This window comes from Mesorhizobium sp. WSM4842, assembly GCF_055901575.1.
This window is the reverse complement of sequence record NZ_CM148372.1, coordinates 7,019,891-7,040,806: the sequence shown is the minus strand read 5'-3', so window position 1 is coordinate 7,040,806 and position 20,916 is coordinate 7,019,891. Positions and strand designations below refer to the sequence as shown.

Annotated in this window: 22 protein-coding genes and 6 pseudogenes; 7 read left to right on the top strand and 21 right to left on the bottom strand. The window is 57.2% G+C overall.

Features of this window, described 5'->3' with window-relative positions; genetic code table 11:
* The 3 genes and pseudogenes from AC0NIE_RS34025 to AC0NIE_RS34015 form a co-directional block, all read right to left on the bottom strand.
* Window positions 1-355 (bottom strand): annotated as a pseudogene (locus AC0NIE_RS34025) (DDE-type integrase/transposase/recombinase); the annotation flags it as partial.
* Between the two features lie 1,230 nt (window positions 356-1,585).
* Complete coding sequence (gene blsG / locus AC0NIE_RS34020) at window positions 1,586-2,689, bottom strand: arginine 2,3-aminomutase (RefSeq protein ID WP_473489959.1); 1,104 nt, start codon at window positions 2,687-2,689, stop codon at window positions 1,586-1,588.
* A 497-nt stretch (window positions 2,690-3,186) separates the two neighbouring features.
* Window positions 3,187-3,345, bottom strand: coding sequence for a hypothetical protein (locus AC0NIE_RS34015; RefSeq protein ID WP_474045360.1), 159 nt, complete (start codon window positions 3,343-3,345; stop codon window positions 3,187-3,189).
* A gap of 65 nt (window positions 3,346-3,410) precedes the next feature.
* Here AC0NIE_RS34015 and AC0NIE_RS34010 point away from each other — a divergent pair, with 65 nt between their 5' ends.
* Window positions 3,411-3,533: a hypothetical protein gene (locus tag AC0NIE_RS34010; RefSeq protein WP_473489958.1), complete on the top strand. Its 123-nt coding sequence runs from the start codon at window positions 3,411-3,413 to the stop codon at window positions 3,531-3,533.
* Window positions 3,534-3,542: 9 nt separating this feature from the next.
* Window positions 3,543-3,899 carry an IS66 family transposase gene (locus AC0NIE_RS34005; RefSeq protein ID WP_473489957.1) on the top strand — a complete coding sequence of 119 codons (357 nt, stop codon included), beginning with the start codon at window positions 3,543-3,545 and terminating at the stop codon, window positions 3,897-3,899.
* 458 nt (window positions 3,900-4,357) lie between these two features.
* On the opposite strand, the gene phnF (AC0NIE_RS34000) is transcribed toward AC0NIE_RS34005, so the two are convergent.
* Window positions 4,358-5,086 carry a phosphonate metabolism transcriptional regulator PhnF gene (phnF, locus tag AC0NIE_RS34000; RefSeq protein WP_473489956.1) on the bottom strand — a complete coding sequence of 243 codons (729 nt, stop codon included), beginning with the start codon at window positions 5,084-5,086 and terminating at the stop codon, window positions 4,358-4,360.
* Between the two features lie 468 nt (window positions 5,087-5,554).
* Here phnF (AC0NIE_RS34000) and AC0NIE_RS33995 point away from each other — a divergent pair, with 468 nt between their 5' ends.
* The 3 genes and pseudogenes from AC0NIE_RS33995 (at window position 5,555) to AC0NIE_RS33985 (ending at window position 6,544) form a co-directional block, all read left to right on the top strand.
* Window positions 5,555-5,779 carry a hypothetical protein gene (locus AC0NIE_RS33995; RefSeq protein WP_473489955.1) on the top strand — a complete coding sequence of 75 codons (225 nt, stop codon included), beginning with the start codon at window positions 5,555-5,557 and terminating at the stop codon, window positions 5,777-5,779.
* A gap of 191 nt (window positions 5,780-5,970) precedes the next feature.
* Window positions 5,971-6,102 (top strand): annotated as a pseudogene (locus AC0NIE_RS33990) (transposase); the annotation flags it as partial.
* 212 nt (window positions 6,103-6,314) lie between these two features.
* Window positions 6,315-6,544, top strand: a pseudogene (locus AC0NIE_RS33985) (DUF6429 family protein).
* Window positions 6,545-6,678: 134 nt separating this feature from the next.
* On the opposite strand, the pseudogene AC0NIE_RS33980 reads toward AC0NIE_RS33985, so the two are convergent.
* Window positions 6,679-7,090, bottom strand: a pseudogene (locus AC0NIE_RS33980) (IS66 family transposase); the annotation flags it as partial.
* A gap of 71 nt (window positions 7,091-7,161) precedes the next feature.
* Between AC0NIE_RS33980 and AC0NIE_RS33975 the strand changes: the two are divergent.
* On the top strand, window positions 7,162-8,241 hold the full coding sequence (locus tag AC0NIE_RS33975; RefSeq protein WP_473490046.1) for an IS630 family transposase: 1,080 nt from the start codon (window positions 7,162-7,164) through the stop codon (window positions 8,239-8,241).
* An 83-nt stretch (window positions 8,242-8,324) separates the two neighbouring features.
* Here the strand turns inward: AC0NIE_RS33975 and tnpB are convergent, their stop codons facing one another.
* The 4 genes from tnpB to AC0NIE_RS33955 all read right to left on the bottom strand — a co-directional run bounded on the left by tnpB (window position 8,325) and on the right by AC0NIE_RS33955 (window position 10,554).
* Window positions 8,325-8,669, bottom strand: coding sequence for an IS66 family insertion sequence element accessory protein TnpB (gene tnpB, locus AC0NIE_RS33970; RefSeq protein WP_473489466.1), 345 nt, complete (start codon window positions 8,667-8,669; stop codon window positions 8,325-8,327).
* Window positions 8,666-8,932, bottom strand: coding sequence for a hypothetical protein (locus AC0NIE_RS33965; RefSeq protein ID WP_473489465.1), 267 nt, complete (start codon window positions 8,930-8,932; stop codon window positions 8,666-8,668). Before AC0NIE_RS33965 ends, tnpB begins: the two co-directional genes overlap by 4 nt.
* The gene (locus AC0NIE_RS33960) at window positions 8,913-9,107 is read right to left on the bottom strand and encodes a transposase (RefSeq protein ID WP_473613749.1); all 195 of its coding nucleotides are present in this window, start codon (window positions 9,105-9,107) and stop codon (window positions 8,913-8,915) included. The genes AC0NIE_RS33965 and AC0NIE_RS33960 overlap by 20 nt, the downstream gene beginning before the upstream one ends.
* A gap of 673 nt (window positions 9,108-9,780) precedes the next feature.
* Complete coding sequence (locus tag AC0NIE_RS33955) at window positions 9,781-10,554, bottom strand: class I SAM-dependent methyltransferase (RefSeq protein ID WP_473489464.1); 774 nt, start codon at window positions 10,552-10,554, stop codon at window positions 9,781-9,783.
* 142 nt (window positions 10,555-10,696) lie between these two features.
* On the opposite strand from AC0NIE_RS33955, the pseudogene AC0NIE_RS33950 reads away from it, so the two are divergent.
* Window positions 10,697-10,813 (top strand): annotated as a pseudogene (locus AC0NIE_RS33950) (IS5/IS1182 family transposase); the annotation flags it as partial.
* Window positions 10,814-10,950: 137 nt separating this feature from the next.
* Here the strand turns inward: AC0NIE_RS33950 and AC0NIE_RS33945 are convergent.
* The 12 genes and pseudogenes from AC0NIE_RS33945 to AC0NIE_RS33890 form a co-directional block, all read right to left on the bottom strand.
* On the bottom strand, window positions 10,951-11,256 hold the full coding sequence (locus tag AC0NIE_RS33945; RefSeq protein WP_473489463.1) for a hypothetical protein: 306 nt from the start codon (window positions 11,254-11,256) through the stop codon (window positions 10,951-10,953).
* A gap of 394 nt (window positions 11,257-11,650) precedes the next feature.
* Window positions 11,651-12,055, bottom strand: a complete 405-nt coding sequence (locus tag AC0NIE_RS33940) for a phosphonate metabolism protein/1,5-bisphosphokinase (PRPP-forming) PhnN (RefSeq protein WP_473489462.1) — start codon at window positions 12,053-12,055, stop codon at window positions 11,651-11,653.
* A 122-nt stretch (window positions 12,056-12,177) separates the two neighbouring features.
* Window positions 12,178-12,791: pseudogene (locus tag AC0NIE_RS33935) on the bottom strand (DUF1045 domain-containing protein).
* Window positions 12,788-13,555 carry a phosphonate C-P lyase system protein PhnL gene (gene phnL / locus AC0NIE_RS33930; protein WP_473489461.1) on the bottom strand — a complete coding sequence of 256 codons (768 nt, stop codon included), beginning with the start codon at window positions 13,553-13,555 and terminating at the stop codon, window positions 12,788-12,790. The pseudogene AC0NIE_RS33935 and the gene phnL overlap by 4 nt, the downstream one beginning before the upstream one ends.
* Before the next feature lie 46 nt (window positions 13,556-13,601).
* On the bottom strand, window positions 13,602-14,756 hold the full coding sequence (gene phnM, locus AC0NIE_RS33925) for a phosphonate metabolism protein PhnM (protein ID WP_473489459.1): 1,155 nt from the start codon (window positions 14,754-14,756) through the stop codon (window positions 13,602-13,604).
* Window positions 14,757-14,806: 50 nt separating this feature from the next.
* Entirely contained in the window at window positions 14,807-15,586 is a 780-nt protein-coding gene (phnK, locus tag AC0NIE_RS33920) for a phosphonate C-P lyase system protein PhnK (protein ID WP_473489458.1), read from the bottom strand.
* A gap of 23 nt (window positions 15,587-15,609) precedes the next feature.
* Window positions 15,610-16,545 carry an alpha-D-ribose 1-methylphosphonate 5-phosphate C-P-lyase PhnJ gene (locus AC0NIE_RS33915; RefSeq protein ID WP_473489457.1) on the bottom strand — a complete coding sequence of 312 codons (936 nt, stop codon included), beginning with the start codon at window positions 16,543-16,545 and terminating at the stop codon, window positions 15,610-15,612.
* On the bottom strand, window positions 16,542-17,648 hold the full coding sequence (locus AC0NIE_RS33910) for a carbon-phosphorus lyase complex subunit (protein ID WP_473489456.1): 1,107 nt from the start codon (window positions 17,646-17,648) through the stop codon (window positions 16,542-16,544). Before AC0NIE_RS33910 ends, AC0NIE_RS33915 begins: the two co-directional genes overlap by 4 nt.
* On the bottom strand, window positions 17,649-18,254 hold the full coding sequence (gene phnH / locus AC0NIE_RS33905; RefSeq protein ID WP_473489455.1) for a phosphonate C-P lyase system protein PhnH: 606 nt from the start codon (window positions 18,252-18,254) through the stop codon (window positions 17,649-17,651). It lies immediately after the preceding gene.
* A complete protein-coding gene (gene phnG / locus AC0NIE_RS33900; RefSeq protein WP_473489454.1) occupies window positions 18,251-18,706 on the bottom strand; it encodes a phosphonate C-P lyase system protein PhnG in 456 nt (151 codons plus the stop codon). Before phnG ends, phnH begins: the two co-directional genes overlap by 4 nt.
* A 223-nt stretch (window positions 18,707-18,929) precedes the next feature.
* Window positions 18,930-19,631, bottom strand: a complete 702-nt coding sequence (gene phnF / locus AC0NIE_RS33895; protein WP_473489453.1) for a phosphonate metabolism transcriptional regulator PhnF — start codon at window positions 19,629-19,631, stop codon at window positions 18,930-18,932.
* A 61-nt stretch (window positions 19,632-19,692) separates the two neighbouring features.
* The gene (locus AC0NIE_RS33890; protein WP_473489452.1) at window positions 19,693-20,907 is read right to left on the bottom strand and encodes an alkaline phosphatase family protein; all 1,215 of its coding nucleotides are present in this window, start codon (window positions 20,905-20,907) and stop codon (window positions 19,693-19,695) included.
* Window positions 20,908-20,916: the final 9 nt, after the last annotated feature.

Genomic DNA, 20,916 nt, shown 5'->3' with positions numbered 1-20,916 from the left:
GCGGCGATTGATGCGCCGATGGTCCTGCTCGATCCAATTATTGAGGTACTTGCTCTTGCGGATGCGGATCGGCTTCAGCGCTCGTCGCGATCGATTCCGCAGACAGTGTTCGGCGTCGCAGGAAATGATCGCCTCATGATTGGTCGGGCTGCCGTCGATGACGATGCGATCCGGTCTGCCGTGGCGCTCCAGGGCCTTCCGGAAGAAGCGCTTGGCTGCCGGCAGGTCGCGGTGTTCGCTGAAGAAGAACTCGACCGTGTCGCCGACGCCGTCGATGGCACGATAGATACATCCATTGGCCGCGTATCTTGATGCATGTCTCGTCCAGGTGCCACTTGTCGGTGACGGCGCGCTTGTTTGATGCAGACGACGCCGCGGATGGGCCGGCGCATCTAAGGGATTCCGGCCGCTTGGCGATATCGGGATAACTTTGACCGATCGGGGGTGCTAAACCGCATTGGGCATGTGAGCACCATACCGCGCGAAATAGCGCGTATGTGGCACCGTCTGGCGCTCGCGGCCAGCCGCAACATGTCCACCGACGCACTCGTCAGAAAATCATGCAAACGGAGCGGTCTGAGGAGCGCATTCGGTCCCACCATAGTTGGCGATCGAGCCCCCGAGTGTTTTCTGGTCCATCAGACGACGTCACGCAGCGTTTCGCACGCGCTCTCACCTTGGCACTTCGTGACCGTGCGGATGGCTACGCTTTTCTGGCGGCGCCAAGCGCGTGATCCGTATCCAAAACCCGACAGCGGCAGAAAACATGTCAGGTTCATTACAACCGGCCATCTTGGGACTGCGGAGGTTTTTCCGCATATTCACGTGCTTACTGGGCGCTGACCGCGCTGGCACGGCCTTTGCTGATTGAGCTGCGGCAACACTGAGTGACTGCACGCAGACGCGCAAGACAGCGATGCCCTCTTCCGTTGAACCCGTGTGCCCCCTCTCTAACGGAAAACAAGCTCGCTCATGAAGTCGCGCAACCTTTGGCAATAGCTTTGGGGATCAGCATGGTATTGCAGATGGAGTCCCCGTCCCCTTCGATTCAAGTGGAAACCTAGCTGCGTGGCGAGGCCCTTACGAACTTTCAGCCCGGCAAAGTCTACATCAATAGAGCTCGTAGATGTCGCTCGCACATGCACGCAGCGCTCGGGCGCGCCAACGAGCGATGGACTGGCGCAGGTTCTCCAGCCAGCGGTAACTCTCCTTCCTCTCGATCGGCACGCGCGTGGGATTGATGTGCCGCTTGAGGACGAGCGTCCCTTGAATTCGTTCGTGTCCAGAACTTCACCGCCGTCAGACCGAGGGGTGTGCCGGTGAGGGTGACGGCCAGGCTCGAATGCATCAGCACCCCGCACAAAGTCAGCACGTTGGGCTGCCCGGCCTTGTAGCGCCCGCCGACGATGTGGGTAATCAGAAGCTGCACCGGATGCATACCAACCGTCGCCATGGGCGTCGGAACGCCAGCTCTTGGCCCTTCGCACAAGGGCGGAAGCAGCCAGGCTGGTGATGAGAGGCACAGCAATCTGACCGACGGCAATGCATAAGACGGGATAGACCAGTCATCGGCGAAGAGACTCATTCAGATGAGGTAGTCGGTTATATCCTCCTCTTCCTTATTATGATTTATCACATAAATTCGATTGCCGCGCCGAAAAAGATAGGGTTTTTGAGCGGGGATCTTTCCAAGTTTTGTAGTAACCACATAGCTCGGAACGGAAAAACCAGTTTCAAAGCCGACAAGGCCATCGATAATCTCTTGGCCTTGCTCGAAACTAGTCACGAAATGGGAAACGCCGGTGACACGATCACAATGGTAGAGATAGTACGGCCTCACCCGTATTTCGATAAGCCTGCGAAAGAGCGCCTTCAATGTCTCAAGATTGTCATTAATACCCTTCAATAGGACCGTCTGATTTTGCACGGGAATTCCGTGCCGAAGCAGGCGGTCGCAGGCTTCAGCAGCCGCTGCAGACACTTCGATCGGGTGATTAAAGTGCGTGCTAAGCCATATGGGCCGATACTCATCCAGCATGCTGCATAGCTCATCGGTTATTCGCTGCGGCAAAACGACAGGATAACGGGAGCCTATCCTTATTATCTTGACGTGCGGTATAGATCGCAACCTGCTTATTATTTGTTCCAGCTTTCTGTCATTCAATATTAGAGGATCACCTCCCGTAAGGAGGACATCGCATATTTCTTCGTGCTGGGCTATATACTCGAAATCAGGATCGTAATCGGCAGCGTAATTGATGTTGTAGTACGTGCCCTTCTCGTTAGTTGTGTGGTATTTTCTTGTACAGAATCGGCAATAAACAGGGCATGTATCTGAAACCAAAAAAACGACCCTATTCGGGTATTTGTGTATGACACGTCGCGTCTTAATAAATATCGTGTCGCCGACGGGATCAATATCAGAGCCCATATCAGCATTCATTTCGTCCGGATGAGGTATGGCTTGCAGGCGAATCGGACATTTTTCATTCGTCTTCGACATCAATGACGCATAGTAGGGAGTCACCATCCACCGGTAGGTGCCTTTGACCGCATCAATGGCTGTGACCTCCTGGTCGCTTAGAGCAACCCATTGCGCGAGCTTGTCCTTCGTCCTGATTAGATTGCGCGTATGGAATTTCCAGTCGTTCCAGACGGCGTCCGCGAAGTGTTCTTTCATCAACAACATTGTAGGGACTCCACAATTTCAGAAATTCGACGCTCCAATGGGCGAACTTGTTCCAAGCGTACGGCTATCTCATAGTGATTCTGTTGCAATTCGCTGTATATAGACATCAGGTTGTCTTAAGTCTGATACTTTCCATTTGTCGAGATCATGCGAGATTGTGCCTTTCCAAAGGAGATGGCCATTTCTCAGTTTGTTCTTTTGGATCACACTCCACTGGCGACGTTGACGCCGGGCAATTTCTTCCCATGTAACGTCCACGCCTATCTGTATATACACCATAACTAAAGACGAAACCAAATTAATCGTGTAATCGGAAACAGGTCAATCAGAAAGTCAGCAGGATATGGCTTTGGCGTGTTATAGTATGTTTACTTTTATTTGCCATTAACAGAGATGACACAGAAGTTTATTTTATTTTATTCATTGCCTAGTGCTATTTGGCCGGTTTTCAGCGGCGTGCGAGTTTTGCGGAATTCCCAAGAGAGAGTTTTCGTGATTCATGGGAGGTCGGCGTATGGAGGGCCGATCAATTTACCGATCATCTGGCGCTCCATTGCCCGGACTGCGGCGAGGTTTTGCAAAGTGGCGAACAGGACTTGATCGGCGAATACGAGGCGATCGAGCTTCCGGCTTCGAAGCCCTTTGTCGAGCGGCATCGGCGCTTTGGCTGTCGCTGCCTGGGTTGCGGCCTTTATGTGGAGACGGCATTGCCGGCGGCGGCATGCGGTACGCCATTTGCGCGCGCATTCATGCGCTTGCGATCTATCTCAAGACGTTTCAGGCGCTGTCCTATCAGCGCTTGCAGGGACTGTTGCGCGATGTCTTCGGTCTCTCGATCAGCTAGGGTGGGCTGATGAACATGTTTGCCCGCCGTCATGGCCTCTTTCGGTCCGAGACCGACAAGGCGGTGGCCCAGTTGCGCAAAGCCGATGTTGTCGCCTCCGACGAGACCGGCGTGCGCATTGAGGGGACGAATGCCTATCACTGGGTGTTCCACAGTTCAGACGTTGTGGTTCACACGCCCGATTTCACCCGTTCGGCCGAAGTCGTGCGCACCATGATGGACGGCCATCTCCACAAGTCTGGGTATCGGATCGCTGCAGCGCCCAGCAAAAGCATGGCAATCAGCATCAGACATGCCTGGCGCATCTGGCCCGCGATACAGCCTTTGCCAATGAGCATGGCGATGACAATGTGCCATTGCGGCTGAAGTTGTGGTTTGGCCGGGTCTTCGCACTGGCAGCCGGCATCGCCACCTTCGCCGCTTCAACGATCGCGGCAAAGCGCAAAGCCTGGGAGCGGGAACTGGAAGCCATTCTGGCAACGCCAACAACGTGCTATCTGGCCAAAGCCCTGCAAGCCAAGATCAGGCGCGCCCGCCACCAATTGCTGACCTTTTGCTCAACCCCAGGCAAGGTCAAGCGACCAAAAATGGCTGTGAGCGCAGCCTGCGTCCCGCCGTCATCCAGCGCAAAGTCACCAATGGCTGTCGCGCCATGTGGGCACTCAAGCCGAAGCCCCCGTGCGCACAACCGTCGATACCGCAAGGCTGACCGGCGCAAATCCCTTCCAAACCATCCTCAAGGCACTCACCTGACCATAGCGGGCCACCAAAACACCGCCTGGGTAATTACCCCTGCTCGTTTCGGCCGAAGCACGGCTGGCGGCCTATGCTAGATCACTCCGACCGACGTCATCCTCGTTGCCTTCAACAAGATACTCGAATCGGTCGCTTCGTATGGCGCTGAGAGAACATTTGATTGGTAACCCATCGGGGGTTACATCGACGTTGGTTTCAAAAAGTATCGGGCTGGACGAAGATATTCGCAGCCGCTGTGCTTCTTGTGGGGTGGGTCTCCGGGCGGTTATCCGGGTCCATTTTCGCTTGTATTCGGCGATCCCGCAGCGCTTTAAGGCTGCCGTGAAGGAGGCTACCCCTTCGAACGCAATGGCAAGACCCGGAACTCGGTCGATTGGGAAGTAGCTCGTTCCGGTCGTTAAAGGCGAGTCGTTGATGAACGAGACTGATCTGAGCTCAGTGACCAATGCCGTTGGAGCGATGTTCAAATGCTTTGCGATATGGGCTTCGACAGAAGCCTCGTTGATTGAAAGTATTTCTGCCTTCAGTGATTTGTTCTGGCCAAGTAGTTTATAAGTGAACCTGCGATCGCTGCTCAAACTGTCTGAAACGAAATCATCGGCAACAAATGTTCCTACACCATGTTGAACGCGCAAAGCACCCTCGGATTCCAGCACCTTGATCGCATTGCGCACCGTGTGGCGATTGACGCCAAATCGTTCTGCCCAGACGAGATCGCCAGGCAAGCGCCCGTCCTCGAACGCACCCGCATCGATATCACTGAGGATCGCCGAGCGAACCACTTCCCAACGCTTCATTGCTGAGCACTTTCTTCGGCTCGCGTCCATACCTTCTTACAGAAAGGCGCAGGAACAAGCGCGATGACCTGACCTGCAGTAAACGTCCACTGCTTTGCGCGACCGGTCCTCATATTGGAGTAAAGCAAGAGCACCGCCTGACGGATGTTCCGATGGACCGTTGTGCGCAGTTTTTGTCGTGTGCTCCGTGGACACCTGAACGAGCATTCTTTCTAAATTGTGGATTGACCACTATGATGCAAATGGCGCCAGAAAACCGATTGCCCGCGCGTTCTCGACGAACTCAGGTCACGGCTCCCGCCGCCTTGCAACGGAGCACTTCAACAATCGTGCCAATTTGGCTGGTCGAGCCGAACATAAACTCTTGTGACTGCTTTTCAGCCACTTAGTCCGAGGCATCCAATAGATTGGCTTATCGAGCCTGTGTCGTGGACCCGACAAACCCGACAGTATGTATGGGGAGCCGCGATGCTGTTGACCTTGCTGGAGAGCCACAGCCGATGGCGACCCCTATCTCCAGATGCCGCCGATGCCGAGGCGATTAGCGAGGCGGTGACGCGCAAGACGATCCGCTTCGTGCCAGTGAAGTCGGCTGAACAGCAGGCGGCGGCGATGGTATTGAAGACCCAGGCCCTTCTCGTTCGTCAGAAGACACAGGTGGTCAACGGGCTGCGTTCGCATCTGTCGGAATAGGGCATCATCGCCGGCATTGCACGGCAAGAATTGCGGGCTTGATCTCGATCGTCCGTGATGAGACTGATGCCCGGCTGCCTGCTGCCGTCCGCTTCGCCTTGACCACAATTGCGGACCAGGTCGAGGCCCTGGCCCTGCAGATCAACCAGCTAGACCACGAGCGGGTCTCCGAAGCCAACCATGACGAAGACATGCGGCGTCTAGTCACAATCCCTGGCGTCGGCGCGGTAACGGCAGCTTCCATCAAAGCCCTGATACCAGATCCTAACGGATTTAGATCCGGCCGACATCTCGCCGCCTGGTTGGGATTAACGCCAAAATCCCATTCAAAGGGCGGAAAGGAGCGTCTAGTCGGGATATCGAAGATGGGCAATCAGATGCTCATCCAGCCATTGCGACATCGCTTTCAGCTCGTGGCCGATCTCGTGTCGCGAAGAGATCGAATATGCTGGTTTGGACGGTGCGTTCTTGGCGCATTGTCGTAACCATCCGGTCTGGGCCGCGGCAGACGCGTGATCTGTGCTAGACTGGGCAGATGGAGATCGACACGGACAAGATCGATGATGCGGTCTTGGCGTTGCTTTGGCTGACGCTGCACAATGAACGGTGCGCCTGGAAGAGCTTCGATTGGGATGTGACGGATCGGCTGTATCAGAAGGGGCTGATTGCAGCCCCTGTGAACAAGGCGAAGTCCTTGGTCCTGACCAAGGTCTTCAGCGGGCGGAGGAACTGTTCCGCGCACTGGCCACGCGGCCGAGGCCATAAGGATCTGACGGGACTGCCAATGCCATGGAAGCAGTTCATGAGGCCGGTTCTGCGGCGCATGGGCGATGCGGGCGGTGCGGGCGAGGACGTCGGCCAGCCAGGCCTGCGGATCGACGTCGTTGAGTTTCGCCGTTTTCCAGCGTCTCCGTCACGTCCTCGCCCAGCTTCGACAGTTTCGCCGATCCGCAGCAGGGACAGCTTTCGGGCGCGGCGATGACGACGCGCTCGCGCGGCAGGTGCTCTGGGAAAGGCTTGCGCGACGGCCGCTTGCGCTCGAACGACTTGACCGACTGCGTCTGCGCCGCCGCTTTCTCGGCGGCCAGCTTATCCTCGGTGGCTGACGCCTCCAGATCCTCCAGCTGCAGCTCCATCTGCGCCAAGAGCCGCTCCTTGTGCCCGAGCGGCTGCCGTAGAGTTCGCGCCGGAGCTTCTCGATCTCCAGCTTGAGGTATGCGATCAACGCTTCTGTCGAGGAGCTCACCGCTTGAGCACGCGCCGCAACGGCCCCTCCGCCTCCATGCGCGCGGCCCGCTCGGCGAGGATCATCGCATGGGCACTAGTGTTCCGTCTCTGACGAAAGGATTCCCTTTAGCTCTCTGATGTGCGAGTCAGAGGGCATGTCAACTGAATCGGGCATCCGGTTGTCTCCTGAGGATCGGGCGACGCTGGAAGGTTGGGTGGCGGACCGCAACTCGCCACAGAAATGGGTTTGGCGGGCGCGGATCGTGCTGTTGTGGGCGGGCGGCGACGGCGTCACCGCGATTGTACGGGCGACCGGCAAAACCAAGCGAACCGCCTATCGCTGGCGTGATCGTTACGTTGCGTGCGGCATTGAGGGGCTGAAGCGGGATGCCAGCCGGCCGAGCCGCAAGCCGCCGCTTTCGGCCGAGGTGATCAAGCGTGTGGTGGATATGACGCTGCATCAGAAGCCGCCGGCGGGCACCCATTGGTCGGTGCGCAAGCTCGCCAAGGTGGTTGGGCTCAGCCCGTCGAGCGTGCAGCGCATCTGGGCAGCGCACGGGCTGAAGCCGCATCTGATCAAAAAATTCAAGCTGTCCAATGACAAGGCGTTCGTCGAGAAGGTCCAGGACGTCGTCGGCCTTTATCTCAACCCGCCGGACAAAGCCCTGGTGCTTTGCGTCGACGAGAAGAGCCAAATCCAGGCGCTCGACCGCACGCAGCCGGGGCTGCCCATCAAGAAGGGGCGGGCCGGCACGATGACCCATGACTACAAGCGCAACGGCACCACGACACTGTTTGCCGCCCTCAACGTGGCCACCGGCAAGGTCATCGGCGAATGCATGCCGCGACACCGCCACCAGGAGTTCCTGCGCTTCCTGCGTACGATCGATCGCAACACGCCCAAGCACTTCGCCCTGGATTTGGTGGTCGACAACTACGCCACCCACAAGCATCCCAAGGTCAAAGCCTGGCTTGCCCGGCATAAGCGCTTCCGCCTCCACTTCACCCCGACCTCTGCCTCCTGGCTGAACCAGGTCGAGCGCTTCTTCGGGCTCATCACCGACGACGCCATCCGCCGCGGCGTCTTTCGCAGCGTGACCGATCTGACGATCGCGATCGAGGCCTACCTGGAGCATCACAATGCCGACCCCAAACCCTTCATCTGGACCGCCAAGGCTGCTGACATCCTTGAAAAGGTCGCACGAGGGCGTCGAGTGTTAGAGTCACAACACTAGCAAGGTCGGACGGAAGCGAATCAGAGGCGGATTTCACAGGCGCGAGCGCATCACATCCTCCCCCGATCGCAAAGACAAAACCGTTATCCCATCGACGTCGGGCGCCATTCCTGCGGATTTCGCCAGTCGATCCCGGAGAGCAGATAAGCGAGTTGGGCAGTCGAGATCGTCACCGCGCCGTCGGCCGGTGATGGCCACAAAAAGCGTCCCCGCTCCAGTCGTTTGGTGAACAGGCACGCCCCCTGGCCGTCATGCCAGACAATCTTCAAAAGATCACCCCTGCGGCCGCGGAAGCAGAACACATGGCCGCTCAAGGGATCGCGCTTGAGCACCTCCTGGACCTGCAGCGCCAGCGACGGAAAGCCCTTCCTCATGTCGGTGTGACCAGTGGCCAGCCACACCCGAACGCCAGTCGGGACCGGAATCATCCCTGGCGCGCCAGAACCCGCAGAACACGGGCAAGAGCGTTGTCATCGACCTGATTGTCGACCCGTACGAGATAACCATCAGAGAACTCGATCTCGATCCGCCCCGCACCCGGCGCAGGAGCACTGGTCATCCTTGGCGGCGAAGATTCTGTCGCTGCCGCGGCGTTGTCGAAGACTTCAACCGGCAGAAAGGCGCCGGCCGCACGAGCGCGTCTCACCCAAAGGCGCGACGCCAGCGACAAATCAGCGACGATCGAGATCATGGCGGCGCGCCACCTCGGTCATCGTGACCCCGGGCTCCAGCGTCTCTGAGACAAGCTGCTCTTTCAGCGCCGTCGACCAACTCCGACGCCGACCTGTCCCACTCACAATCTCCATCCGTTGAATGGACACGTGGCTATCCTCGCTGCTTGCATCGTGGTCATTGAATTCAACCATGACAACAGCGCTTCACCTCCTCACAAACAAGGCGGTCCTCACCGGGTGCTAACGCATTGTCGGCTCCGGCGGTGGCAGGTTTTGGAATCAGTGGCATGATCCAAGGTACCTGAAGCCGCCGGGCCTTGCCCGCGCAAATCACGATTTGCGCAATAATACCAATAGTTTGGTGTTTGTTGACGGGCACTAGACTAGGCTAGGAGATGGAGGAAATGAAACAGGATCTGGCTTGACAATCATCGCCCCATACAGGTGTAGCTCGGCGGTAGCGCAGCCGCTCGCGAGCGCACCCTCAATACCGCCGTAGCGAGCGGGTGGTCATCGATGTTTCTCCGGTAATGGGCTAGATGACCGGCTGCTCCCCCCCCCAGGGGGGTTAGTCTGCACAGGCTAAGACACGCGACCACAGGAGAAGCGGCCATGGAGACCAAAACCGAAGTCCTTTTTTCCAGCCTTGACGATGATCAACATCGGCAAGGACGTCGTTCACATCGGTGGCTTCGATACTGACGGGAAGATCGCCTTGCGCCACAAGATCAAGCGGTTGGCCCTTACCGACACGTTCAGGAAGTTGCGGCTAATCGTGCGCATGGAAGCCAGCCTGAGCGCTCATTTCGTCAGTCGCACCCTGCGCCAGCTCGCTCACGAGCCGAGGTTCATTCCGGCGATCTACTCACCTTTTTCGGAACACCGACATGTAGCGCCAGGATGCATTGTCAAACGGACGCCTCTGCCAATCTCCATGGCGTTCGAGGAGTTCGAGTCCGCTAATTCTTGCGAGTAGATCGAGCTCAGTTGGATAAAAATATCGCATCTTGACTGGCATCGTCCGGCTTCCGGCCGGTGTAATCCAAAGGTCTTGAGAGATAAAAAGCTGCTGGTTGCGGTCATGTCTGGCAAATCGGACCATGGCGCGCCGCTCATCGATATGCATGACTGTGGTTCGCTGGTCACCATAGATACCAGCACCAGAGAAATCAGCAGTATACGGGTAGTTTAAATGTATGACGAACCGTCCGTTTGGCCGCAGAGAGTGTACGATAGACGCCAGGCAGCCGAATTGTTGTTCCGCAGTCACCATATGTGAAAAGGTGTTATTGATGCAGTACACGAGGTCAAATTGCGTGCCTAGATCGAACTGTGCCATGTCGCCAAGGTGTGATGTGATTGCATCTCCACCGCCTTTCGCGCGGAGTGCCGCAAGCATCCTTTCCGAATTATCGAGACCGTGAACAGAAGCTCCTGTCTCGGAAAGCGGCAAAGCAATGTGGCCATTTCCGACGCCAAGTTCTAACGCGGTTCCGTCCTTTGTGAACGGAGCAAGAAAACTCACCGCGCGTTCGATCTCGACGGACTTATTGAGCGCCTCCGCATATTCATCATAAATATCGCTCCATATTTCGCCATACGCACTGTAAGCGTCTTTTACCTGTCCATGATCATTCATGACGTTTCCTCATTTTCAGTATCGTAAAGGGGGCATCTCGGTTTGTCGAACTGAATGGCACTTATCGCCTGCGTGCTGCCTCAAATCATGCTACTCGGCGCGCGAGCAAACTAACCTCAATAAAAGATCCGTGCACCAACGCCGGGTACGGTCGCTTCCCGTTCAGCAGACCGAAGTCGCCATCGGCTGCGCCGTCCTCAACCGCATGCTCGCCTGCGCACGCCCGAAATCCGCCCGCCGCAAGGCAGCCACGGCATAGTCGGCCGCTTCAGAGATCGCCATCCGCTCAAGTCCGGATCCATGCACCAACGCCGGTCTGCGGCTGTTTCGACGCGTGTTCCTAGGGGATGGCGAGTCCGAAACACCGGGTGTGGGCGACATTGAGGATACGATTGATCAAGCTTGAGAAGCTGTATCCGGCGGTCGTTGCGGCCGCGACAATTCGCGCTTTTCGCCTTGAATTCCCTCCGCCAAGTTGAAGACCATTCCCGAGGGGCTGGCTTGCGGACCAGGTGGCATGAATCGCTCGAGCGTGGCGAGCAGTCGTTTATCGCCTTCACACAATAGCGTCTCGTGGCCGCCCTGTTGAAGTGCTGCCACCACGTTTTCTTGCGTGCGGCGCACCGGCGGATACGGACAAGGCTGACCGAACCGGTTAATTACACCGTTAAAATCACCGTTCGTCACGATGGCTACTCGCATGAGCTACTCCTTTGATGTTTGCCTGCTGTCACTTTCATTCGCTCTGATTTTGATTGCTTATGGGGATCAGCTCTCTGGACCCCGCGCACGCACCGGTACGGCCAGCCAACCGGCGAGCATGCAATCGGCGGGCCAACGAACAGGTTGTGCGAGTAAGAGGGCAAAACCATATGTTTCGAGCCGGACGCGGAATACTTGCGCGTCAGTGTGTCAGGTTCCGAACACAGAATCCTTCAATCGGACACAGCTGAATCACAACAGAGGTCGGCGTTGTCACGTTGTTTGAAATGTGGCCGCGTGAGGCCGACACCGCGCTCGGCGCATGAATGTAGTGTACGAACGAGATGCTCCCCGGCGAGACTTGGCGGACCGGAGTTGTCGACGGATACGATATTTAATCCCTCGACATTAGTTCACCCCCACGCCGCAATCGCTGCCATGTCTCCTCACTGTCTTCGCGGCCGCGCGCCCTGAGGCGGTCGGCAATCAGCTCGGGTCGCGCCACGACGTTTACGATCTGGAGATAGGGGTATTTTTGCGCTTCGGGCAAGATGAACCTCGATCCGCTGGCCACCACCACCAGTCCGTCTGCCAGCCATTCATCAATGATGATCGGCAGCCCGTAGGAGAGGCCATGTGCTTGCCAATGCAAGGCAAGTTTACCTTGCTCCACCAGATTTCGGAACGTTTTCTCTGTTACAAACTCACTGTTTTCAGCGCTGCCCGCTGGCCGGGTGATGATCCGTCGCACGAACCGGAAGCGTTCGTCATCGGCGAGTGTGTTTTTCCCGAGATTCAACAGTGTGTCTTTGCCAGCACCGCTGGGCCGACCACAAAAACCAACGTTCCGTCCAGATGGGCCCTACCGTTCATCTAAATGGGCCTCCAGTTGTTTCTTGCGAAACTTGAACCGGGAGGTGACTACGAAATCGGCGTCGGAACTTTCCTGTTGGAACAAGGTGATTGCATCGATCTGGAAGTCTTCATCGAGCAGCGGCTTGAAGTAGTCAAAGTTAGATGGAATCGAAAGCGGTCTAGGACGTAAGGGTACCCCCACCGAACCAGATTAGTCATCTCCGCTTCGTCGAGCGTTGACTTAACCGCCGCTGTAGATTTTGCTCTGTCAGCTGCGCCCGGAACCGATCGAATTCCGACACTACCTGCCCGGCAAAACTTTGGAGATACGGCGTTGTCGTATAAGGTGCGAGGGCGAAGAACCGACCCAGCATCGTGACCTGCAATGGCCCGACTGGACAGGGCGGCCGGCTTTGGACAAACTGCCGGATGGCAGCTTCCAACTCCGGGCGGGTTGTTCCTGGAGCGAGGCGGAACGGTGCTTTTAATGTCGCATGAAATCCATATCGCCGAGGTTCAACCGTCAGCAGACCATCCGCGTGTGCTCGATGCGTGAGAGACGGTCCATTTGGATCGAAGGCATCTCGGCCCGACCAAGATGCCGCTGCCCGGTTCAACGGATGGGTCGGGACCGGGGTATAGTAGAGCGCGTAGCGTGGCTCGCCGACTTGGTTGGTCATGCCACCAACGCTCCGATTCGCGCACGGTTTTCGGAACTGAGCGACGACCTGGCAGCGAGTTCCGCGGATCTCCCAACGTCAAACAGGCGATCGGCGAGGGCGTCGCGCACCTCCTCGTCATGGAAGATGCCAACGATGGCCGAGCCGCGTGCCTTGGCCTCGCAGATCAATTCAACCACCGTTTGCCGGTTGGCGGCATCGAGAGACGCAGTCGGCTCATCGAGAAGCAGGATCGGATAGTCGACGATGAAGCCACGGGCGATGTTGACGCGCTGCTGTTCGCCGCCGGAAAAAGTGGCGGGCGCCAGTGACCAGAGGCGTTCGGTGATGCGCAGCCGGGTGAGCAGGTTTTTGGCGCGTGCCTTGGCCTCGTCGACCGGTATGCCGCTGGCGATCGCCGGTTCAGCGACGACGTCGAGAGCCGTGACGCGCGGAATGACGCGCAGGAACTGGCTGACATAACCGATGGTGCTACGGCGGATCTCGACGACCTCCCAAGGCTCGGCCGCCAGAAGATCAACGGTCTGGCCAAGATGCTTGACCAGGATCTGCCCGGCATCCGACTTGTAGTTGGCATAGAGCGAACGCAACAGCGTCGACTTGCCGGCGCCGGACGGGCCATGCAGGCAGACGCATTCGCCGCCCTTCACCGTCAGGTCGATGTCGTCGAAGACCGGCAGCACGATGCCGCCCTGGGTATGCAGGGTGAAGGTCTTGCAAAGACCGATGGCACGAAGAGCCGGGTGCTGAGGTGCGGGTTCCATTTATGTATCCTCTTGAGCGAGAAGGAGACGCAAGCTTCTGTTCAAGTCAAAAGACTTGCCGGCCGTTGTTCCAGACTCTGCGAACGATGGCGGTATCGGTGATCTCGATCACGTGGCAGAGATCGGCCCGCGCCCCGATCTTGATGGCGCCCCGATCGGCAAGTCGTATCGCTGTGGCTGGCGCCAAACTCACGGTCGAGATCGCCTTCGACAGGCTCATGCCAACCGGATCCCGGGTCAGTTGAAAGGCTGCGTGCATCATGCTCATAGGGACATAGTCGGAGGCAAGAATGTCGAGGTGACCAGTTGAAGCCAGCTCGCGAGCGCTCACATTTCCCGAATGCGAGCTTCCTCGCACGATATTCGGCGCTCCCATCAGAACCCGAACGCCAAGCGAATGGGCAGCCGCAGCGGCAGCCCGCGTCGTCGGGAATTCAGAGATCGACATACCAGCGGCGTTTGCTTCGCGTACATGATCGGTTGTCTCATCGTCGTGGCTGGCGATGGGAAGTTGCCGAGCGCGGGCAAGAGCGATGATCTTTTCTTGATTTTTGGGGCCGATCGTCCGGGACGCATCGATCCATTCAGCCATTCGCCGATCAGCATCTTCATCCGACCAGCCGTACTGTTTGATTTGCGTCTCGCGGAATCGGCTGAGTTGAGGCGACTGGCGATGACCTGGTGCATGGTCCATCACTGAGACAAGTTTGAGCAGAGGATCATCGACCAGAGGTTCGAAGATCGAGACCACCTCTTCGTCCGTTACCTCACAACGCAGATGCACAAAGTGATCCGCGCGCAACAGGCGCAGATCCTGGGCTTGCCTGATGCCGTCGATGAGAAGCGGCAGAATGCGACCCCGATCATCCTTCCTTGAGGGATTGCGGGTTGTCGATCCTATGCAAAGCGAGTCAAAAACCGTCGTAATGCCCGCTGCGGTCACCAGTGCGTCATGGGCCGCCACTGCCGCAAGCCGGTTCCAGATCACACCGGGGCGAGGCAGGGCATGGTTTTCCAGATTATCGGTGTGAAGATCAATAAGCCCTGGCGTCAAGTAGCCGCCTTCAAGATCGATCGCTCCGGGCACTGCGCTCCTCCCGGGGCTAATGTCCTCGATGCTGCCGTCCACGATGTGGATCGTGCCGTCGTAGCTCTCGTTGGGCAAGACTAACCTTGCGCCGGTCAACGTCAGTTCATTCATTCTGTGTTTCTCCGCTTCACTGTGAGAAGCGATATTGCTGTCGACGAACATCAGAGCACCGAAGAGACGAGAAGTTGCGTGTAAGGATGATGGGGGTCATCGAGAACCTGGTCTGTGAGCCCAGTCTCAACAATGTTACCCTGCCGCATTACGATGATGCGGTGTGCTAACAGGCGGGCGACGGAAAGATCATGCGTGACCAGCACGACTGCAACGCCGATGTTCATGACCAGGCCTCGCAAGAGGTCAAGAAGCCGCGCTTGAACGGACACATCGAGGCCGCCCGTCGGTTCGTCCATGAACACCAGGCGCGGCTTGGTGACCAGGATCCTGGCGATCTGCAGACGTTGCTGCATGCCGCCGGAAAACGTCGTTGGACGGTGATCGGTGCGTGCGAGATCAATCTCGACCCTGCCCAGCCACTCTTGAGCCTCCTTTCGTATGTGACCATAGTGCCTCGCACCGATACCCATCGGACGCTCGACAATGTTGCCACCGGCGCTGACGTTCATTCTCAGTCCGTCCCGGGGGTTTTGATGGACCAGCCCCCAGTCCGTTCGCATCAGCTTGCGCCGCTCCGGCTCTGTGAGGCACAGAACATCCGTTGGTCCCTTGTCGTGCATGTCATACAACACAGAGCCTTTGTCCGGCGCTATTCCTCCGGAAAGGCAATTGAGCAAAGTCGATTTGCCGGACCCTGACTCTCCGACGATGGCGATGATCTCACCTGGGAACAATTGGAAGGAGATGTTGTCGCAACCTAATATCTTACCGTAGGCTTTCGAAAGATCGCGAACGGAAAGAAGCGGCTGGCGACGAACGGGCGTCATCGTGGTTGTTGCTCCCATCATAACTAGGATCCCTTCGGATTGTTCGGGGAGGAGAGCGATCCGCTTGTGTCGCCGAGGGCGGGGCCCTCATGCCCGTGTTCCTGCCGCGCCGAGCAGTAGTCGGTGTCCGAGCAGACGAACATCCGATGCCCCTTGTCATTTATCACGATCTCGTCGAGGTAGCTTTCAGTTGCCCCGCAAAGCGAGCAGGATTGCGTCCATCGCTGCACGCGGAACGGGTGGTCCTCGAAATCGAGGCTCCGAACCTCTGTATAGGGCGGGACGGCGTAAATCCGCTTTTCGCGACCGGCGCCGTAAAGCTGAATAGCTGGATTGTTAGATATCTTTGGATTGTCAAACTTGGGAATGGGTGATGGCGACATCAGGTATCGCTTGTTGGTCATCACGGGATAGCTGTTCGTTGTGGCAATATGGCCAAAACGGGCGATGTCCTCGTAAAGCTGAACGCTCATAAGACCGTATTCCGCATAAGCGTGCATTTTACGCGTTTCGGTTTCCCTCGGTTCCAAACCGCGCAATGGCTCGGACGACGGCACCTGATAGACAACTATTTGTCCTTCTTTGAGAGATGTTTCGGGTACACGATGGCGAGTCTGGATAATCGTGGCCGCACGGGTCTGTTCCGTTGTTGCGATGCCAGCAACTCGCTTGAAAAATCGACGGATCGACACAGCGTTCGTCGCATCGTCTGCACCCTGGTCGATCACCTTTAGTGTGTCGTTCGGCCCTATGACACTGGCCGTTAGTTGGATGCCACCTGTCCCCCATCCATAGGCGAGAGGCATTTCGCGGCCGCCGAATGGAATCTGAAGGCCGGGAACGGCCATCGCTTTGAGAATGCATCGCCGGATCATCCGCTTGGACTGCTCGTCGAGATAGGCGAAATTGTACCCGCTCGGGCGAGGTGCCTCGGTGGCTTTGTCTTGATTGGCAGTCATTCCGCGGCTTCCTTCTGTGGCGAGCTGCCGCTTTGTTCTTCACGCAACTGCCGTATGAACTGAAGGTCGGCTTGGAAATCGACGTAGTGCGGCAGTGTGAGGTGTGAGACGAAGCCGGCAGCCTCGAGATTGTCGGTATGGGAAAGAACGAATTCTTCATCCTGGACGGGGAACTGCACCTCTTCCCCGTATTCCCGGCAACGCAATGCGCGATCGACGATCGCCATTCCCATCGCCTTGCGCTCGCTGTTTCCGAACGAAAGTCCATATCCGCGCGTGAAGCGCGCGGGCTGATCTCCCGAGCCGCCAAACAAATCGAGCATCTGGCACTCCGTGACCATGATGTCGCCGATGGATACCGAAAAACCGAGTTCCTCCGGCGTCATCACAACATCGACTTCGCCGACGCGGGTTTCACCTACGTAAGGATGGGCCGAGCCGTAGCCCCGCAATGCGGAGTAAGCCAGGCCCACCACAAAGCCCTCGTCCCCTCGCGCAAGATTCTGCAGTCGCTGATCACGCCCGGCAGGAAGGGTCAGGGGCTCACGCGTCAGGTCAAACGCGATTCGGCTTTCAGAGTCTGGCGCTTCCGAATCAATCAAACCCTCCTGAGAGATGCTGTCGAACGCACGAGGAACGTTGGCATCGAGAGGTTCGTCTGAGATGTATGCCTTGAGCTGCGCATCCTCAGCAGCGTCGAGAAGATCGAAATCAAGAAGTCGATGGGTGTATTCGTAGGTTGAACCGAGGACCTGCCCGCCGGGAATGTCCTTGAATGTCGCCGAGACGCGGCGCTGGACCGCCATGCGGGCGGTGTCGAGTGCGTCCGAAACCGCAAAGCGCGGCATGGTCGTGCGAAACGCCCTGAGGAGAAAAATGGCCTCGATGGCATCGCCCTGCGCCTGTTTCAGGGCAAGAGCGGCGAGTTCTTTGTCGTAGACAGTGCCTTCGCACATAACCCGGGCCACTGCCAGACCCAGCTGCTCCGAAATCTGGCGAACGCTCAAATCAGGAAGCGTTGTATCCCCGCGTCGGTCTTCTGCGATCAAACGGTGCGAGTTCAGGATTGCCTGCTCGCCGCCCTTTACGGCAACATATGCCATCTAAATCTCCACCGAGATGCTGCGAGGAAGAGCGATGATGGATCTCTCACATGTAAAGAGGACATCGACGCCGATGGGATACAGCTCATGGTTGGCCGCCCAATCGTCCCAAAACCATGTCGGCAGCCCCTCAATCGCCAGGGAGACTTCATCCGGTATACCTGGGCCTGACCAACGAACCGATGGCCCTTTGGAGAAGGACGGCACCTGGATGACGACAGTGGTCGATCCCTGGGGCTCCATCTCCGTTCCAAGAGCGAACGTCGGCAATGGCGGCATCGCTGCAGGATCGGCCACGACGGCGAATGTCGCGGCCTCTGCCGTGCCAGTGAAGGGCACACCGCAATGGAAGCCGAGATAATCGCGAACAGGCTTCAGATTGGACGCAGGATCGAGCCAAATCGGGGTCTCAAAATCTGCCAGCGTGAGGCAAACAGAAGCCGAAGCCGGACCAAGAGGGCCGATCGCAGTCGTTGCGCAGGATAATGTCTGCGGACGACCGACATACGCGTACGCATCCAAGATCCGTCGAAAGGTGTCCTGGCTGTCGAAAACTGGGTTTGCGAACCCAGGTTCGATGCCAGCAGTGTCCATTACGTCGATCATTCGGATACCGTGCCTCGCGCCATTGCAAAGAAATTGACCTTCGTCGAAGCCGCTTTGCGGCTTTTAAGATCGCGGCTCGCCGCCTGCGCTTGCTCAAACTGGACGACGAATTGAAAAGCGCGGGCGGCGGCGGCATCGCTCTTTTGCAAAATCGCATCGAAAACAGCCGCCAGCTCCGCGTGACGCTGGTCTCGACCCATGACAAATGCGAAACCGGTCGTACCATCTGCGAGCTTGAGCGCGCATCGTGTCATCGTGACCTCACCAAAATTGAAAGGGGAGCCCGTTCCGCCTGTGCGACCACGCACAAGCACCAGGCCACTTTCCGGCCTGCGAAGCCATTTAAAATTCGGGTGTGCGGCGAGATTGGTGTAAGCCCTTTCAAGCTCCTCGCGGGTTGCGCGTGCGAGAATGGCCATCCACTGCTGCCGTTGTTCAACATCATGTCGCACTGCTCTTCACCGCCTCGTTCCGTACCAGTTCGGTCATCGTTGTAATTAGCGCAGTTACCTAGATATCTAGGTAACGTCGTGGTTCTTAAACCCCTGTTGCAACAGTTTCATGACGATCGATCGCTTTTCGGATGGTGGAGGATCGTCAGGGCCAATAAATTGCCACTCAAGGTGAAGAGCCGGCAACGGGACCGCAAACGTCCGGGTGCCTGGAACTTCGCAGCTAGCCTTCGGCTTCGATAAGATATTCGTATCTGTCGCTTCGGATGACGCTGAACCCGTATTTTATCGGCTGGCCATCCGGCGTCACGTCGACATTGGTTTCAAGAAGCACTGGGCTGGACGAAGATATCCGCAACAGTTGAGCCTCCTGCTGCGTAGGTCTCCGTGCCGTTATTCGGGTCCACTTTCTCTTGTATTCGGCGATGCCGCAGCGCTTCAAGGCCGCGGTGACGGAGTTCATTCCTTCGAACGCGATTGCAAGACCAGGAGCCCGATCGACCGGGTAGTAGGCCGCCCCGGTGGCCAAGGGCCAGTCATTGATAAACGAGGTCGACCTGACCTCGGTGACCAACGCTGACGGAGCCACGCTCAAATGCTTTGCGATATCAGGCTCCACGGAGCTCTGATTGATTGACAGGATTTCTCGCTTTACCGACTTGTTTTGGCCGAGGAGCTTGTAAGTGAACCTTGGATCGCTATCCAACCTGTGAGAAATGAAATCTTCGGCAACGAAAGTTCCGACACCGTGCTGAACCCGAAGAGCACCTTCTGATTCAAGTGCCTTGATGGCATTGCGCACCGTGTGTCGGTTGACTCCAAAACGCTCTGCCAAGACAACATCGCCAGGCAGCCGCCCATCCTCGAAGGCATCAGCATCGATATCACTGAGGATCCTGGAGCGAACTATTTCCCAACGTTTCATTACTCACCACGTATCTTGTCGACTCAACTTACAAACCCTGTCCCGAGTTGTGACAGATAAATCACGTCAATGGATATCGGAAAAGCGGTTTATCGGGAAACGGATCGAGCGCAAGTCCGAGAATCGATGAAAGCGTCGGAGCCAGACGGCCCGCTTCGGCCAGTGTCGCCATTTCCCTTGGAACATCGGCACCTGAGATAATGCACAAACGATCGTCTGCGGGTGCGCCCGGTCGAAATCCGTGCGTGGATTTGTATTTCGGACGACCAATCGGTTGTTCTGACGTATGGTTGACCGGGGTTTCCTCAAAGTCATACCCGACGGGGGCCACGTAAGTTGCAATTTTCCTCTTCAAACTGCCCGGGAGATGGTCACCGCTCCAGGGCTCCGCACCAAATTGAGCCAGCTTCTTCGTAACCTCTTGGCGGTCCGTCTCAGTCTCGACAATCACGTGGAGTGTTGCACCTTCCGACTGCCATGTTCTGTCGGGGATGATCAGATCGGGCAAGATAGACGCCTCAATGTTTCCGTGGCCATGATCACTGACAATGGCAATCGCATACTCGTCGCTTCTGTTTGCTCGCCGAAGACTGTCAAGGCAGACACCTACGAGTGAATCCGCGAAAGCAATCGCGAAATGCGCTTCCTCGCTCTCGTAGCCGAAGTCATGTTGGAACGCGTCAGTGACATTAATCTCTGTAATGAGGAAATCTGGCGCCTCCTCTGACTGAAGCAGGCTGGCGACAGCACCGATCGTGAGTTGATCGCCGATGAGGGTCTTGGTGACGCGGGAGACCGCATCCGGTCGGCTGAACTCGGGCGCGTAAGAGGGTAGCGGAACACCTGTAAGGCGGCCGCGTGGATCCTTCACCTTCAGCAATGTCGAAATGCCGCCATCGGCAGGGATCTTTGTGAAACCCGGGCCGCGCAGCCAGCAGGGCGGCACATAGATGGAGGTGTCTTCCGGTTTAATGAGCGCGTGGCCAATGCAAGCCACGTCCAACCCGGCGCGAGAAGCAAAAGTTGCGACGGTAGGAACAAGAACGTGTTCCGCTTCAGCGGCGACGAAGGCCCCACCATCAAGGATACTATTGCCAAAAATCCCGTGTGCATCAGCTCCGAGGCCAGTGAGAATGGAGGCTCGACCGGGCATGGAGGTTCCAGGGACTGCGGACTCCATTCTCTGAACGAAGTAACCGTTCTGTGCCAGTGACGATAGGTTTGGCAAACGATCCCGATGTTTCTCGAAATAGTCGGCGGTCACGCCATCGATCATAATGAGAAG